General features: G+C 55.5%; 12 protein-coding genes. 11 read left to right on the top strand and 1 reads right to left on the bottom strand.

What is annotated here, in order from left to right:
- Positions 1–169: 169 nt before the first annotated feature.
- Entirely contained in the window at positions 170–2,002 is a 1,833-nt protein-coding gene (locus CPJ18_RS27495) for a methyl-accepting chemotaxis protein (protein ID WP_103660294.1), read from the bottom strand.
- A gap of 594 nt (positions 2,003–2,596) precedes the next feature.
- Here CPJ18_RS27495 and CPJ18_RS24100 point away from each other — a divergent pair.
- The 11 genes from CPJ18_RS24100 to CPJ18_RS24050 all read left to right on the top strand — a co-directional run bounded on the left by CPJ18_RS24100 (position 2,597) and on the right by CPJ18_RS24050 (position 14,825).
- Positions 2,597–3,514, top strand: a complete 918-nt coding sequence (locus tag CPJ18_RS24100; protein ID WP_103660293.1) for a GntR family transcriptional regulator — start codon at positions 2,597–2,599, stop codon at positions 3,512–3,514.
- A 50-nt stretch (positions 3,515–3,564) separates the two neighbouring features.
- Positions 3,565–5,022: an ABC transporter substrate-binding protein gene (locus CPJ18_RS24095; RefSeq protein WP_245445484.1), complete on the top strand. Its 1,458-nt coding sequence runs from the start codon at positions 3,565–3,567 to the stop codon at positions 5,020–5,022.
- An 81-nt stretch (positions 5,023–5,103) separates the two neighbouring features.
- Positions 5,104–6,609, top strand: a complete 1,506-nt coding sequence (locus CPJ18_RS24090) for an ABC transporter substrate-binding protein (protein WP_103660292.1) — start codon at positions 5,104–5,106, stop codon at positions 6,607–6,609.
- A gap of 13 nt (positions 6,610–6,622) precedes the next feature.
- The gene (locus tag CPJ18_RS24085; RefSeq protein WP_103660291.1) at positions 6,623–7,549 is read left to right on the top strand and encodes an ABC transporter permease; all 927 of its coding nucleotides are present in this window, start codon (positions 6,623–6,625) and stop codon (positions 7,547–7,549) included.
- On the top strand, positions 7,546–8,415 hold the full coding sequence (locus tag CPJ18_RS24080) for an ABC transporter permease (RefSeq protein ID WP_103660290.1): 870 nt from the start codon (positions 7,546–7,548) through the stop codon (positions 8,413–8,415). Before CPJ18_RS24085 ends, CPJ18_RS24080 begins: the two co-directional genes overlap by 4 nt.
- Positions 8,416–8,419: 4 nt before the next feature.
- Positions 8,420–9,205, top strand: a complete 786-nt coding sequence (locus tag CPJ18_RS24075; RefSeq protein WP_103660289.1) for an SDR family NAD(P)-dependent oxidoreductase — start codon at positions 8,420–8,422, stop codon at positions 9,203–9,205.
- A complete protein-coding gene (locus CPJ18_RS24070; RefSeq protein ID WP_103660288.1) occupies positions 9,202–10,104 on the top strand; it encodes a polysaccharide deacetylase family protein in 903 nt (300 codons plus the stop codon). The genes CPJ18_RS24075 and CPJ18_RS24070 overlap by 4 nt, the downstream gene beginning before the upstream one ends.
- A 4-nt stretch (positions 10,105–10,108) precedes the next feature.
- Positions 10,109–11,674, top strand: a complete 1,566-nt coding sequence (locus tag CPJ18_RS24065; RefSeq protein WP_103660287.1) for a gamma-glutamyltransferase family protein — start codon at positions 10,109–10,111, stop codon at positions 11,672–11,674.
- A complete protein-coding gene (locus CPJ18_RS24060; RefSeq protein WP_103660286.1) occupies positions 11,674–12,672 on the top strand; it encodes an ABC transporter ATP-binding protein in 999 nt (332 codons plus the stop codon). The genes CPJ18_RS24065 and CPJ18_RS24060 overlap by 1 nt, the downstream gene beginning before the upstream one ends.
- Complete coding sequence (locus tag CPJ18_RS24055; protein ID WP_103660285.1) at positions 12,669–13,646, top strand: ABC transporter ATP-binding protein; 978 nt, start codon at positions 12,669–12,671, stop codon at positions 13,644–13,646. The genes CPJ18_RS24060 and CPJ18_RS24055 overlap by 4 nt, the downstream gene beginning before the upstream one ends.
- A gap of 18 nt (positions 13,647–13,664) precedes the next feature.
- The gene (locus CPJ18_RS24050) at positions 13,665–14,825 is read left to right on the top strand and encodes a M20 aminoacylase family protein (RefSeq protein ID WP_103660351.1); all 1,161 of its coding nucleotides are present in this window, start codon (positions 13,665–13,667) and stop codon (positions 14,823–14,825) included.
- Positions 14,826–14,911: the final 86 nt, after the last annotated feature.

Raw genomic sequence — 14,911 nt, 5'->3', positions numbered from 1 at the left:
CCATGCGCCGACACGACCAATTAGGCGGAGGAATTAGTTCTGGCCCGCGATTTTTCATATAGTTCAAGCGATTGCCCGTTTCCAACTGAGCCAAAATGCATTGTTCATCATCAGGGGCGTGGTGCCATCTTGGCGTCCTGGCACCACTCTTGACTAAAACCACCACCTATTAGGCGGCCCACTGTCCCCGCAGATCGGTGTCAGAGGCTTGTCCACCACGCAAGTCAAACTGTGCCAGCAACTGGTTGAGCGCAGCCGCTTCTCGAGCAAGGCTGTGGCTCGCCGCAGTCGACTGCTCGACCATGGCTGCGTTCTGCTGAGTGCCCTGGTCCATCACGTTAACAGCGGTGTTTATCTCCTGCAGCCCCGTAGACTGCTCGCGGGATGATTCCACGATCGCATTGACATGACGGCTTATTTCCCGGACCTCGTCGACAATGGTGTCGAGTGAGTTTCCTGTCTGCTTCACCAGGCTGACCCCAGTCTGAACCTGCGAACCGGAAGCCGCGATCAGAGTCTTGATTTCCTTTGCGGCTGTCGCCGAACGTTGCGCGAGTTCGCGAACTTCCTGTGCAACGACCGCGAACCCTTTTCCGGCTTCACCTGCGCGAGCAGCCTCAACACCGGCATTCAAGGCCAGCAGGTTGGTCTGGAACGCGATCTCGTCGATAACTGAGATGATGTTGCCCATTTCACCTGCGGATTTCTCTATAGCCATCATGGCCTGTACCGCGTCTTGCATCAACTCGCCTGAGCGCTCGACGCCGCTTCGCGCTTTCTCAACGAGCTTGCCTGCATCGTCAGCGCGTTTGGCTGAGTCCCATACGGTGGTGGTGATCTGTTCTAGCGCCGCAGCCGTTTCCTCGACAGATGCAGCCTGCTGTTCTGTGCGTCTCGACAGATCGTCAGCGGCAGATCTGATTTCATTTGCACCAGCATCGATGCCAGAAGCATTCTGTCCAACGGATTTCAGAACCGAATGGAGTTTTTCGACCGATCCGTTGAAATTCGAACGAAGCTCGTCAAGCGTGCCCGTGAATGGAGTGCGGATCCGGTGAGAGACATTCCCGTCGGCCAGAGCTTCCAGACCACCGCGCAGAGCGTCGACCGCGAACTTCGTGTTCGCTGCATCTTCCGCCTTCTGTCTTTCCCGTTCCAGTCTCTCGCTTTCAGACAAGGCACGGTCAGCATCGGTCTGTTTTTCAAGACGGTCTTTTTCGATTGCATTGTCACGGAAGACAGCGACTGCTGACGCCATGCTGCCGAGCTCATCACGTCGATCGGCACCTGGAACGACCTCATCGACCTTTCCAGAAGCAAGAGACATCATGCGTAAACGTAGACGCTCGATCGGAGACGTGATTTCGCGTTTCGTGACAAACACGGCCAAGAAAAGCGTAAGCGAAAATACCCCGGCGAGGGTGATAAGGGTGTAAAGGATGGTGTCGCTGGTCTTTTCGGAGAGTTCTGCTGACCTGGTCTTGATGCCATCGCTGGCGCCATTGATCCAGGTTCTCATCTCACCGATCGCCTTGGCAGCCTTCTCGTCAGCCTGAACGAGCAGCGCTTTCGCTTCCTCATCGCGATTGGCTGATCCTGCTGCTACCGCCTTGTCGGTAATCTCGATAATGGATTCAGCCTGAGACTGCAGAGCGCCAAGCGTCTGGCTTTCTTCTGGCAACAGTTTTTCGGCATTATCGATCAGTTCGTGAAGTCTGGTCTTGCTTGCAGCGTAGTCATCCGTCGCTCTCTTCATTCCTGCTGTACCAGCGTCGTAAAGGAACACTTGATACGCATCATAGACGATTGCAACCAGGCGCTGGCTGGCGATCGCCATGTCGATCTCCGCATTGCCGTCATTGCCGATGAAGTCGGTGTACTCAGTGTCGGCGGATTTAAAATTGTTTGAGACATAGATAGCCCCTCCAATGCCGATTAGGCAGGTGGGAAGGACCAGAGACAGGACTTTCGTCCTGATCCGGAGGTTTTGCATGAGAGACATGGGAACACTTCCATGAACAGAGGTGGAGACGCAAACAAAGGGGTGGACATCATTGTCCGCGTTTCAGAGCGGCATCTGCCGTTCGCGCCTCTACCCCAAATTTATGTAGGATAATATTCGCTCAAAACATTAAAGTGTTGTTAAGCTTATTTTGGGTTGAAATAGGCACCTTTGTCAGTATTTAAAACAACTCTAAATAAACGTTTTCTGCTATACCCTACTAAGGAGTTGGTTTTACGGTCCTATTCCAAGCTGGGTGAAAATTCACAAGACACTGTCTGAGGTGAATTTTCTGGGTCCGGATCACAACAGGGTGACTGCGGAGTGCCCAGTGACTGGCCAACTCGAGCCACAAAATCAAGATCGGACCCCGCAACTTCGGCGAAACCTCCAATACTGCCGCGAGACGTGTGGGTTTCAGTTGCCCCGATTCCGGACCACCCTTTTATCAAGAAACGACAGGGCCCCATCGTACTCCGTTTGGGGTCTTGAAGGTCGTTCACGGCGCGCTTTCTTATGACACATTGACCGGTTCATGTAGCGCGGCATTCAAACAATCAAGAGCGAAGTTCCCATCTTTGCTGGCGATTCCAGATGGACATTTCGCAGAGCAATTTAATCAGGGCGCAGGGCTTAATATTCCAAAATTGGTTTGTGAGATGTCATTTTTCATCTTGTGAAATCTTAACGTTTCGATATCGTCATTGCATGCTCGATCAATCATCACCCTTCGCCCATCCCGCCCTTCAACCAGAAGGAAAGAATGCATTTGCCTTTAAACGCTTAAAACGAGCTTTGATCGAATGTGAGCTGGCACCAGCAGACGCGGTATCTGAAGGCGACATTTCGGAACGCTTTGGTCTGGGTCGAGCTGCCGTGCGGAACGCCCTTGCCAGACTGGAAGTGGAGGGGTTTATCTCTCCGATTCCAAGAAATGGCTGGCAGGTTGCCCCTATCACCGGCGCGGCAATTGGAGACATTCTAGAAGCTCGGAATGTCGTCGAATCCCAGTTGGCTAAGGGTGTTCTCTTGCCAGAGGAGTCGGCAAGTTTCAGGATTATCGCTTCTCAACTTGACGCTCTAGCTGGTCGCTCAGAGGCTGAGGCTATCTTAGCAGCCAGAGCGCTCGACCGCTCCTTCCTAAATCTTCTAGCAAGGCGGCGCGGAGAAATAGTCGTACAGTGGCTTAATGGCGCCCTAGATCATTCCGCAAGGCTGCTGTCTTACTTCGAAGGAAAACATCCCAGCTACGTTTCTCCCTCCCGCACCGCTCTGGTCGATGTCCTTGAGAATGGCGATGAAGCCGCTGCAAAGTACCTCCTGTTGGAAGATGTGCAGCGGTTCCGCGAATACATCGTCGATCATATGTTGCGATCGAAAACCTTCACATCAGCACTGCCTCAGCCTGCCTTGGCCAGCCGGATGAGTGAGCAGCCTTCCATCGACCCCAGTGCTGCATCACACATCCTCTTAGGCGCGTCGAATTCCGAAAATAAGGGTAATGAGCAATGACAAATTCGCTTCGCAGAAAAATGCTTGTTTCGGTCTTGGGAGTCTACCTCTTGACCGCGCCCATGGCTGGCCAGGTCTGGGCGAAGGATGCCCTGACGATTGATCTCGTCAACGAGCCATCATCGCTGGACCCGCATGTGCAGTGGAATCCAGACAGCTACTACGTCTATCGAAATATTTTTGATAATCTTGTCACCCGCGATGACGCTGGCAAGATTATTCCGCAGGTTGCCACCGAATGGAAATATCTGTCCGATACCGAGATCGAGTTCAAGATACGCAATGACATTACGTTCCACGACGGTTCCAAGCTGACGGCGGATGATGTTGCCTTCAGCGTCAAGCGCATCACTGACCCGAAATTCGGCAGTCCACAGCTCGGCCAGTTCAACAAGATTGTTGATGCGAAGGCGACCGCTGAGAATACCGTAACGCTGACAACGGACGGTCCTTACCCTGCGCTCCTTGCCCAGCTCGTTAAATTGTCTGTCGTGCCAAAAGCGATTGTCGAGCGTGTTGGCAAAGACGCTTTCAATCTGCAGCCGATTGGCAGCGGACCCTACAAATTCGAATCGTGGCAGCGTGGTGTTTCCGTCACCCTTGCGCGTAACGATAACTATTGGGGTGAAAAAGGTAAATTTGAAAAGGCGACGTTCAGGGCCGTGCCTGACGCATCTACCCGATTGGCCAACCTCCAAGCCGGGACGTCTGACCTCGGCGTCACTCTTGATGGCGATCTTGCAGCGCAGTTGGAAGGCTCCGCTTCCGCAAAAACATTGTCGGCGCTTACGGAACGTGTCGCCTATCTGCGCCTGAATACGCAAAAACCTCCTTTTAACGATGTAAAGCTGCGTCAGGCCGTCGCTCATGCAATCGACAAGGAAGGGCTGATTGAGGGCATTCTCGGCGGTCACGACAAAGCAGTCGACGAGCTTGCAACGCCGGTTCACTTTGGCTGGGTCGATGGCATCAAAGGGCCCACGTTCGATCCTGATCAGGCTAAAAAAATCGTCTCTGATGCCGGAGAAGCTGCGAAGGCGAAAATCAATTTCGCAACGGCACCGGTCTTCGATCAGCGTGTGGTGCAGGCTATACAGCAGATGCTTACCGATGTCGGCTTTAACGTCGAAATCGAAATGACGGATATGGCGACCTATCTGAAGCGCTCTCAGGGTGGTCCAGAAACCGCATCCTTGCTGGGCTATGGCCGCTGGTCTTGCGCGTGCCAGGATGTCGATGGTGTTCTCTTCCCGCTTCTGGATTCTAAGAACATCTGGTCCACATATCGAAATCCCGAGGTCGACAAGCAACTGGCGGATGCCCGCTCTACGCTCGATGAAGGCAAGCGTCTGGAAAGCTACCAGAAGGTCCATGAAACGGTGGCGAGCGACATCCCTGTGATCCCGCTCTACCAGGTGGCCGCAATCTATGGCGCATCCAATCACCTCGCATGGACGCCGACTCCGAATGAAAGCCTGTTTCTGAACCGCATGACATGGAGTGATTGAGGCATCGTATCGAACGCTTGCCAGAGCGTATCTGGCACCAGCTCAAAGAAGCAGAAAGCTTCGAGTATAAAGGGAACGAACATGAAAAACGTGAGGAACGGGTTGCTTGCCGTAGCCGCAGGTTGGTTGCTTTCGACGGCCACCCCGCAATTTGCGATGGCAAGAGATATGTTCACGGTCAACCTGGTGAACGAGCCGTCGTCACTGGATCCCCATTTGCAATGGAACCCAGACAGCTATTTCGTCTATCGAAACATCTTCGACAACATCGTCACACGCGACGATGACGGCAAGATCGTTCCGCAACTGGCGACCGAGTGGACGTATCTGTCCGATACGAGGATCGAGTTCACCATTCGTGACGATGTCACCTTTCACAACGGTCAGAAGCTGACCCCGGAAGATGTGGCCTTCAGCGTGAAGCGGATCATCGATCCTGCTTTTGCAAGCCCACAGCTGAGCCAGTTCAATAAGATCGTGAATGCAGAGGTGACAGGCCCGTCAAAGGTCACGCTGACGACAGACGGTGCCTATCCGGCCCTGCTCGCGCAGTTGGTGAAGCTTTCGGTGCTGCCGAAGGAGACCGTTGAAAAAATTGGCAAGGACGCTTTCAATCTCAATCCGGTTGGCAGCGGGCCGTATAAATTCAAGCGCTGGGATCGCGGCGTTGCAGTCGTCGTCGAGGCCAATGCAGACTACTGGGGTGACAAGGGACCGTTCAAGGAAGTGACATTTCGTGCTGTCCCGGATGCAGCCACGCGCCTTGCCAATATTCAGGCCGGAGCTGCAGATCTTGTCGTCACGCTCGATTCCGACCTGGCCGCCCAGCTTGAAGGCTCTGCCTACGGCAAAGCACTGTCTGTCTTGACCGAACGGGTCGCCTATTTTGCCTTCAATGCTCAAAAGGCTCCGATGGACAATGCCGACCTGCGTAAAGCTGTTGCCTACGCTATTGATAAGGAGGGCATCACCCAGGGTATTCTTGGTGGATATGATAAGCCAGTCGATCAATTCATGAGTCCTGCGCATTTTGGCTGGGTAGCAGGTCTGTCCTCCACACCCTACGATCCAGAAAAAGCCAAGGAACTGATTGCAGCCGCGGGTTCGGCGGCAGCACAGCCGATCCCACTTTTGACGTCACCCGTGTATGACCAGCGCGTCGTGCAGGCATTACAGCAGATGCTGACCGATGTAGGCCTCAATGCGCAAATCCAGATGACCGACATGGCAACCTGGTTAAAGCAGATGCAAGGCGGGCCAGCGACCGTCCCGGCAACGGCGTTCAGCCGGTGGTCCTGCGCCTGTCAGGATGCCGATGGCATTCTATTCCCGACGCTGAATTCCACCAGTGGCTGGGCCACGGCAGGCGACAAGTCGATTGACGATGCGCTGGTCGCAGCGCGGCAAACGCTTGATGAGGCCAAGCGGCTGGAGCTTTATAAAACCGTGCAGCAGATCAACTCGGAAAAGAACTACCTTATTCCGCTTTATCAGGCCGCGATCATCTACGGTGCTTCGAACAAGCTCCAATGGAAGCCGACGCCGAATGAAAGCATGTTCCTCAACCGCATGACGTGGGCTGACTGATGTTGGCAGCATCATGAAACATTTTCTTATCAAACGACTGGGCGAGGCTTTGGTCGTGGTTTTCGGCGTCACGACGCTCATCTTCTTTCTTCAGCGTCTGACGGGCGACCCGACCTTCCTGCTGGTACCCGAAACGGCATCGCTTCAAGATATCGAAGCGATGCGGCGTTCCCTCGGCTTCGACCGGCCGCTTCTCGTTCAATATGCTTCCTTTCTTCTGGACCTGATGCGGTTCGATTTCGGGCGATCGATCATCCAGAACGTGCCGGTAATCGATATCATCGCGTCGAGACTGCCTTACACATTGATGCTCGCCGGTGGCGCGCTCTTCGTAGCCTGTGGCATCGGTATTCCGGTCGGAATCTTTCTAGCGCTGTTTCACCGCAATCCGGTCAGTGTGTTTCTGGCTGGCGTTGTGCTGGCGGCGCAAAGCCTCCCGACATTCTGGAGCGGTATTCTGCTCATCATGTTTTTTGCCGTGAAACTCGGCTGGCTGCCGCCGTCATCGGCAGGCGGTTTCGAACACCTCATCTTGCCCTCCATTGCACTAGGGCTGATCAGCATGGCGACCTTTGCCCGTGTGACGCGCACGGCGCTGATCGATGAACTCTCCAAGGACTATGTCAGGACAGCACGCGCCCGTGGCGTGCCGCTGGGGCGACTGGTGGTCAAACATCTTCTGAGAAACGCATCCATACCCGTCATCACCGTCGCCGCACTCGAAATCTCCAATCTTCTCGCCGGTGCCGTGATCGTGGAAACGGTCTTTGCATGGCCGGGCCTTGGGCAGCTGACGGTGCAGTCTATCATTTCCCGCGATTTTCTCATCGTTCAGGGCGTCGTCATCATGGGGGCTTTCGTGACCATCGCGCTGAACATCCTTGCAGACGTTCTCTACAGCGTTGTCGATCCGCGCATCAAACTGGAGATCAAGCGATGAGCGGCGCAGTATCGGCGGCATCTCCGCGCACAAACCCCAGACGTCTGCGTCGCAATCTTAAGGCGCTGCCATTCATCATCATCATGGCGCTCTTCGTGCTGGCTGCCATCTTCGCACCCCTCATTGCGCCCTATGATCCCAACACACAAAATCTTCTGGGGCGACTGAAAGTCCCGGGCACAACCGCACGCAACGTGTTTTACGCACTGGGCAGCGACGAGCTTGGTCGTGATCTAGTAAGCCGTCTGATATATGGCGCACGCGTGTCGCTCTTCGTTGCGTTCTCGTCTGTCATCCTCTCCGGCATCGTCGGCACTGCGCTTGGAATGATCGCTGGTTACGCCCGTGGCGTGGTCGAGACGGTCATCATGCGCCTGACCGACATCTTCCTTTCCATTCCAGCCATCCTGCTGGCCATCATAACTGTCGCGATCCTTGGTCCCGGCCTCGTCAATGTCGTGATCGTCCTGGCGCTGACACGCTGGCCACGCTACGCCCGTGTTGCCTACGGCCAGACTCTGTCCGTCGCCAATATGCCCTATGTGCGGTTGTCGCGCTTCATGGGTGCCGGTACTCTGCACGTTCTTCTGCGCCATGTCCTGCCAAACATCATGGGTGCGCTGATCGTTGTCGCAACGCTGGAGTTTGGCCTCATGGTGCTGTTTGAGGCGGGGCTTTCTTTCCTCGGACTGGGTGTCCAACCACCCACCGCCAGCTGGGGCGCGATGCTCAGCGTGGGGCGCAATTATGTGGCCACCGCCTGGTGGATCGCCACGTTCCCCGGCATCTGCCTGTTTCTCCTTGTCCTTTCCGTCAACATGCTCGGCGACCAGCTTCGTGATCGCTTCGACCCCAAAATGAGGTAGTTCTATGAGTAGCGGTTTTTCCGGTAAACGGATCGTTGTGACAGGTGCGTGTGGCGTCATCGGTCAATGGATTGTCGAGGCGCTCCATTCAGCAGGTGCGCATTTGTGTCTCACCGATGCCCGAACAGCAGAACTCGACACACTTGCTGCACGGCTGAGCCTGACCGAACAATCGTTTGTTCACACCTGCGATCTCACGGATGCACAGTCTATCCAGGGACTTGTGGACGCTGTCGGAAACAACTGGGGTGCACCGGATGTTGTCGTGAACAATGCCGGCATCTACCCAAGCGGCTTCCTTCTGGATATCGATGTCGCGGAATGGGACCAGATTTTCGACATCAATCTGCGCGCTCCCTTTGCGATTACGCGCGGCATGGCTCTGTTGATGATCAAGGAGAAGGTGCGGGGCAATATCGTCAACATCTCCTCTGGTGCCGCCCGCAAGATGCGTCGCACCGTTGTTCCGTATTGCGTTTCGAAGACAGCGCTCGATCGCTTGACCAAAGGGTTCTCTCTCGAGCTTGCGGAATATGGCATTCGCGTAAATGCGCTCGAGCCCGGCTTTGCAGCAGGCAGCGCCGTCAGCAAGCTCACCGATGACCACGTCAATACCGTGACAAACACCATCCCGCTGGGCAGGGCATCGTCCGCAAAGGATGTCACCGACGCGCTGTTTTACCTCGCTGGTGACACCGCAGCTTATGTGACCGGCGCGACGCTCACCGTCGATGGAGGCAATTCCGCAGGGGTGATGACGGTCTTTCAAGACAAGAGGACCGCGCTTTGACAAATCATTTGAAGAATTCAGGTCCATGGCCTAACTATCAATGGCCTGACGGCAAGAACAGCGCCTTTTCTTTTTCTGTCGATGTCGATGCCGATTCCCCGTGGCTCTGGCAGAACCGGGACGACGCGTCTCCACGATATCTTGGTCAGTTGGAGCAGCGGCGCTTTGGTCCCCGGGTCGGGATCTGGCGCATCTTTGACTTGCTGGATCGATACGACATCAAAGGCAGTTTTTTCGTGCCGGGTTCAGTGGCCGAGTTCTATCCTGAGCTGCTGCCAGCTATGGTCGAGCGAGGCCACGAAATCGGTTTGCATGGCTACTTTCATGAAATCGTCTCGCAGACGAGCGATGACGAGTTCTCCGAGGCGCTTGAACGGTCACTCGATATTTTCCGCAGCCAAACGGGGATAAAACCGGCCGGTTTTCGCTCACCCGCGTGGGAGCTGACGCCTCATATGCTGGCGGAGATCAAGCGCCACGGGCTTTACGATACATCGCTGTCGGGCTTCGATCATCCATACACCATTGGCGATGTCGCTGAGGTTCCGGTGCAATGGGCAATCGATGACGCCATTTATTTCAAATTTTTAGGCGGCGGAGTTGACCACTGGCCACCGGCGTCGCCACAGGCTGTTTTCGAAATATGGCGTGACGAGTGGCAAAACCTGCACCGTTACGGTGGCATGCTGATGCTGACCGTCCATGACTGGATTTCCGGAAGGGCGCACCGCATCCATCTCCTCGAAAAGCTGCTCGACCTCGTCACGCAGGAAAAAAACGTGTGGATCGCCACCGTCGGCGACATCGCCAGACATCACCTAAACTCGCCCAATCGTGACAGATATCACGTCGATGCCGAAATACCGGTGGGTTTCAAAACCCGCACAAACATGGAATAGCCTTATGCAGACCTGGACAATACAGAAACCTTCCGTCGAAAGTCGCGCCGGCATCGTTTCGGCCCAGAACCGTTTCGCTGCGGAAGCCGGGGCGGATGTTCTGGCAAAAGGCGGAAACGCCATGGATGCCGCAGTCGTCACAGGCCTTGTCCTGAGCATCGTGGAGCCATGGCTTTCGGGCATAGGCGGAGGCGGGTTTCTGCTCCACGCGGACGTGAAAACCGGCGAGGTCCATGGTCTTGATTTTGGTGTGAAATCATCGCGCAGACTGAACCCGGAGAGCTATCCGATCACTGGCGACCAAGGCGGTGACTGGTTCAATTGGCCGGGTGTGAAAGACGACCGTAACCTCATCGGTTACTCATCCATATGCGTCCCGGGAACCATTGCAGGCTTTTCCGAGGCACTTGTGCGCTTTGGGACATTGAGCTGGGCCGAGGCACTCGCGCCTGCCATAAAGCACGCCGAGCGCGGTCTGCTGATGGACTGGTATTCCTGTTTCTGTATCGCGACCGAATGGGCAACGCTGTCGACGTTCCCGACGACCTCTGATCTCTTCATGGAGAATGGAAAACCGCCCCGCACTTCAGACCGTGCCGCAGACGTCTATCGTCCTATGAAAGCCAAAGCAAAGGTTCTGAGGCGGCTGGCAGAAGTGGGTGCGCGTGACTTTTATGAAGGTGATATCGCCAAAAGTCTGGTGCGTGACCTCAGCGCGGGTGGCTCGCCCATCGATCTGCAAGATCTCGCCTCCTACCAGCCGCGCTGGGTCGAACCCAGGACGATGGATTACCGTGGGGTCGAAATCAATGTGATGCCGGGATTGAGCGGCGGGCCGAGCTTTATCGACGCGATGGAGTTGCTTGCGAATTCTCTTTCGGCTCAGGCAACGCCGGATGCGACCTCAGCCGTTGCCTATGCCACCGCGGCACGCACGTCCTATCGGAAACGGCTGACCACGATGGGACAGGCGGCGACACCAGATGGTGATTGCACCAGCCATATCAGCGTGGTCGATGCCCATGGCAACATGGTCTCACTGACAAACACGCTCCTGTCCCGGTTCGGATCGAAGGTCGCGTTGCCGGAAACCGGCTTTTTGATGAACAATGGCGTGATGTGGTTCGATCCGCGCCCGGGCCACCCGAACTCTATCGCTGCAGGTGTGAAGCCGCTTGCCAATATGTGCCCGCTCGTACTGCGCAAGGATGGACAGCCGTTTATGGCCATCGGCGCCGCGGGTGGTCGCCAGATTTTCCCGGCGCTGACGCAGCTTGTTTCCTATGTTGTCGATTACGGATTGACGCTCGAAGACGCATTTCATCGCCCCCGCATAGACAGCAGCACGCCGACGATCAAGATCGACCAACGCGATGCGGACGACATCGCCGCTGCCGTATCCAAACACTATCCGGTAGAGATTGTCGACAATGCGCTCTACCCGGTCAATTTTGCGATCCCGTCGGCTGTGATGATCAGAAGCGACGGCATGCGTGTCGGCCAGGCGCACCCCTACAGCCCCTGGGCCCATGTGGCGGCTGAGGGCAAGACCGGCAAGGAGGCAACGTGATGGTTGGGCAATCGGTGCCGCTGTTGAATGTGGAAGGGCTACGCGTCAGCATCGATGGCGCCGCGATTGTCGATGGGATTGACCTTTCAATACAGCAGGGCGAGATACTGGCCATCGTCGGCGAAAGTGGCTGTGGCAAGAGCATGACGGCACTGTCTATTCTGGGGCTCCTACCAGACGCGGCTAAGATGCAGGGAAATCTGCGGATTGCCGATAGGGATGTCGTCAATCTGAGTCCGAAAGACCGACGAGCCTTTTGCAGTGCCAATATGTCGGTGATCTTCCAGGAGCCGATTGCCGCGCTCAATCCCCTGATGCATGTCGGTGACCAGATTGCCGAAGCTCTCATTCTTAATCGCGGAACCGGCAAGGCCGAAGCCAAAGAGACGGCCATCGAGATCATGCGCCGCGTCGGTATCTCCGACCCTGAGCGACGCTACAGCCAGTACGCCTTCGAGCTCTCCGGCGGCATGTGCCAGCGTGTCTCGATTGCGGCAGCGCTGATCTCCAAGCCGAAACTTCTGATTGCCGACGAGCCGACGACGGCGCTTGATGTGACCATCCAGGCGTCCATCCTCGACCTCATGAAGAGCCTCCGACAGGAAACCGGCATGTCCATCCTGCTGATTACCCACGACATGGGCGTCGTGGCCGAGATGGCTGACCGCGTGGCTGTTATGTATGCGGGCAGAATTGTGGAGACAGGTTTGGTGGACGACGTGTTTGCCGCGCCAGCGCATCCCTACACAAAACTTCTGCTGACGACGATCCCCAAGCTTTCTGGGACACGCAAAACAGAACTTAACACAATAAAAGGCACAGTTCCCGATGTTGGCAACTGGCCTGCTGGCTGTCGTTTCCGCAATCGCTGTCCCTTGAGCGATGCGATTTGCGAAATACAGCCAGCCACAGAACCTGCGCCGAATGGCCGCGCCGTCGGCGGAGACACTCACCTGCGTGAATGTTGGCACGCTGAAAGAACGGTGGAACTGGCATGACTTCACCCCTTCTCTCCGTAAAAGACCTCAAGATACATTTCAATGTCAGCCAGCCTGCAGCATCTGGCGGACGCGCCGTCCTCAAGGCCGTGGATGGCGTCTCGATGGACATCGAACGCGGTAAGACTCTTGCGCTTGTTGGCGAAAGCGGGTGCGGCAAGTCCACGACCGGGTACGGAATTCTGGGTCTTGCATCCGTCACCAGCGGCGAAATCCATTTTGATGGCAAGCCTCTGAGTTCGATGCAGCCGAAGGCACGACACGAACTCATCTCAAGCGAGATGCAGATCGTCTTTCAGGATCCGAGTGCCGCACTCAATCCCAAGATGTCCATTGCCGACAGCATCGGCGAACCACTGAAAATCCGTGGCTGGTCGCGTCCGGATCGCGCCAGGCGCGTGGCCGAGCTCATGGAGATGGTCGGTCTTTCAGCCATGCAGGCCAGCCGTTTCCCCAACGAAATATCGGGTGGCCAAAGGCAACGCGTGGTGATTGCGAGGGCGCTTGCCCTATCTCCCAAACTGATCGTGTGTGACGAGGCCGTATCGGCCCTTGATGTCTCGATCCGGTCGCAAGTCCTCAACATTCTGATGAAACTGCAACGAGACCTGAATTTGAGCTATCTGTTCATCTCTCACGATTTGTCGGTCGTTCGCCATATCGCCGACGACGTGGTGGTCATGTATCTCGGCACGATCGTCGAACGTGGTAAAACCGATGATGTGTACGGAGCGCCACGCCATCCTTATACTGAGGCGCTGATATCTGCTATTCCACTGGCAGATCCGGTGGCGCAAAGAGCACGCAAGAAGATCGTTCTGTCCGGCGAAATTCCAAGTCCACTTGCTTCACCAACTGGCTGTCCTTTTGTCACCCGCTGCCCGATCAAAGTCGAGCGGTGCTGGACAGACCGACCTCGACTTGAGCCAACAACGAGCGGAACTGATGTTGCGTGCCACGAGCGCCGTGGTTAAGCCTAAGGAATGAAGTGCATGTCAATCATCGATCACATTACGAGCTTTCTTCCCGACCTTGTCGCCATCCGCCATGATCTCCACGCTCATCCCGAAATCGGGTTTGAGGAAGAGCGAACCTCAGATGTCGTAGCAACGCATTTGCAGGACATGGGCGTAGAAGTGCACCGGGGCATCGGCAAGACCGGCGTGGTGGGGTTGCTGAAAAACGGTGAAGGCCCGACGATTGCCTTGCGATCGGACATGGACGCTTTGCCAATGCAGGAATTGACCGATCTTCCCTATCGGTCTCGCCATGACAATCGCTTTCATGGTTGCGGGCACGATGGACACATGACGATGCTTCTTGGAGCCGCCCGCTTCCTTTCGGAAACCCGGAATTTCTCAGGGACTGTAATGTTCGTGTTCCAACCCGCTGAAGAAGGATTGGGCGGCTCGCGGGCGATGATAGCCGACGGTCTGTTCGAACGTTTCCCGTGTGATGAAATCTATGCGCTTCACAACGCACCGCATCATCCCAAAGGAACGGTTGCAATCTCAAGAGGCCCCGCGATGGCAGGGGCCGACTTCTTCGATATCCGCATCAAGGGCAAGGGAGGTCACGCAGCTTTGCCCGATACGACGATTGACCCTGTCATTGTCATGAACACGCTGATCCAGTCGCTTCAGACGATCGTCTCACGAAACGTCTCGCCTATTTCTTCTGCGGTTATTTCGGTCACAAAGATATTGGCTGGCTCAGCTTACAATGTCATCCCTGACGTCGTGGAGTGTGGTGGAACGATCCGCGCTCTGGATGAAGGGACGAGATTGCTCATACGCGAAAAGATGCGTCAGGCGTCAAAGGGCTGCGAGGCGCTCTACGGCGTAGAGATCGACGTCGATATCCGAAATGTTTTCTCGGTGCTTTTCAATCATCATGCTCAGACACAAGCAGTAGTCGACATAGCAGGTTCGCTGCTTGGCGAAACGCAGGTGACGGCAGATTGCCCACCGTTCATGGCGAGTGAAGATTTTGCAGATATGTTGAATATTGTTCCCGGCGCATATTTTTTCATTGGCCAGGAAAACACTGCTCCGCTGCACAATCCAGCCTACGAGTTTGACGATGATATCATTCCAGTCGGCGCGGCCCTTCTTGCTTCGATCGCGCAGACCAGAAGTTCATTGCGCCGGTGACAGGCAGTTTTGTTTGCGTTTTTCGTATAACACAAGGATGCCGAGAGTTCATATCCTGTCTAGAGCTGTAGCTTCGGTCAGTGAAC

Source organism: Agrobacterium rosae, assembly GCF_002915175.1.
GTDB classification, from domain to species: Bacteria; Pseudomonadota; Alphaproteobacteria; order Rhizobiales; family Rhizobiaceae; genus Agrobacterium; species Agrobacterium rosae.
The sequence above is the reverse complement of the archived record's forward strand: the minus strand, read 5'-3'. Positions and strand labels throughout refer to the sequence as shown.

Excerpts from the sequence above, each read along its gene's own strand:
- CPJ18_RS27495 (WP_103660294.1), bottom strand. The coding sequence starts at position 2,002 with ATGTCTCTCATGCAAAACCTCCGGATCAGGACGAAAGTCCTGTCTCTG.
- CPJ18_RS24100 (WP_103660293.1), top strand. The coding sequence starts at position 2,597 with ATGGACATTTCGCAGAGCAATTTAATCAGGGCGCAGGGCTTAATATTC.
- CPJ18_RS24090 (WP_103660292.1), top strand. The coding sequence starts at position 5,104 with ATGAAAAACGTGAGGAACGGGTTGCTTGCCGTAGCCGCAGGTTGGTTG.
- CPJ18_RS24085 (WP_103660291.1), top strand. The coding sequence starts at position 6,623 with ATGAAACATTTTCTTATCAAACGACTGGGCGAGGCTTTGGTCGTGGTT.
- CPJ18_RS24080 (WP_103660290.1), top strand. The coding sequence starts at position 7,546 with ATGAGCGGCGCAGTATCGGCGGCATCTCCGCGCACAAACCCCAGACGT.
- CPJ18_RS24075 (WP_103660289.1), top strand. The coding sequence starts at position 8,420 with ATGAGTAGCGGTTTTTCCGGTAAACGGATCGTTGTGACAGGTGCGTGT.
- CPJ18_RS24065 (WP_103660287.1), top strand. The coding sequence starts at position 10,109 with ATGCAGACCTGGACAATACAGAAACCTTCCGTCGAAAGTCGCGCCGGC.
- CPJ18_RS24060 (WP_103660286.1), top strand. The coding sequence starts at position 11,674 with ATGGTTGGGCAATCGGTGCCGCTGTTGAATGTGGAAGGGCTACGCGTC.
- CPJ18_RS24055 (WP_103660285.1), top strand. The coding sequence starts at position 12,669 with ATGACTTCACCCCTTCTCTCCGTAAAAGACCTCAAGATACATTTCAAT.
- CPJ18_RS24050 (WP_103660351.1), top strand. The coding sequence starts at position 13,665 with ATGTCAATCATCGATCACATTACGAGCTTTCTTCCCGACCTTGTCGCC.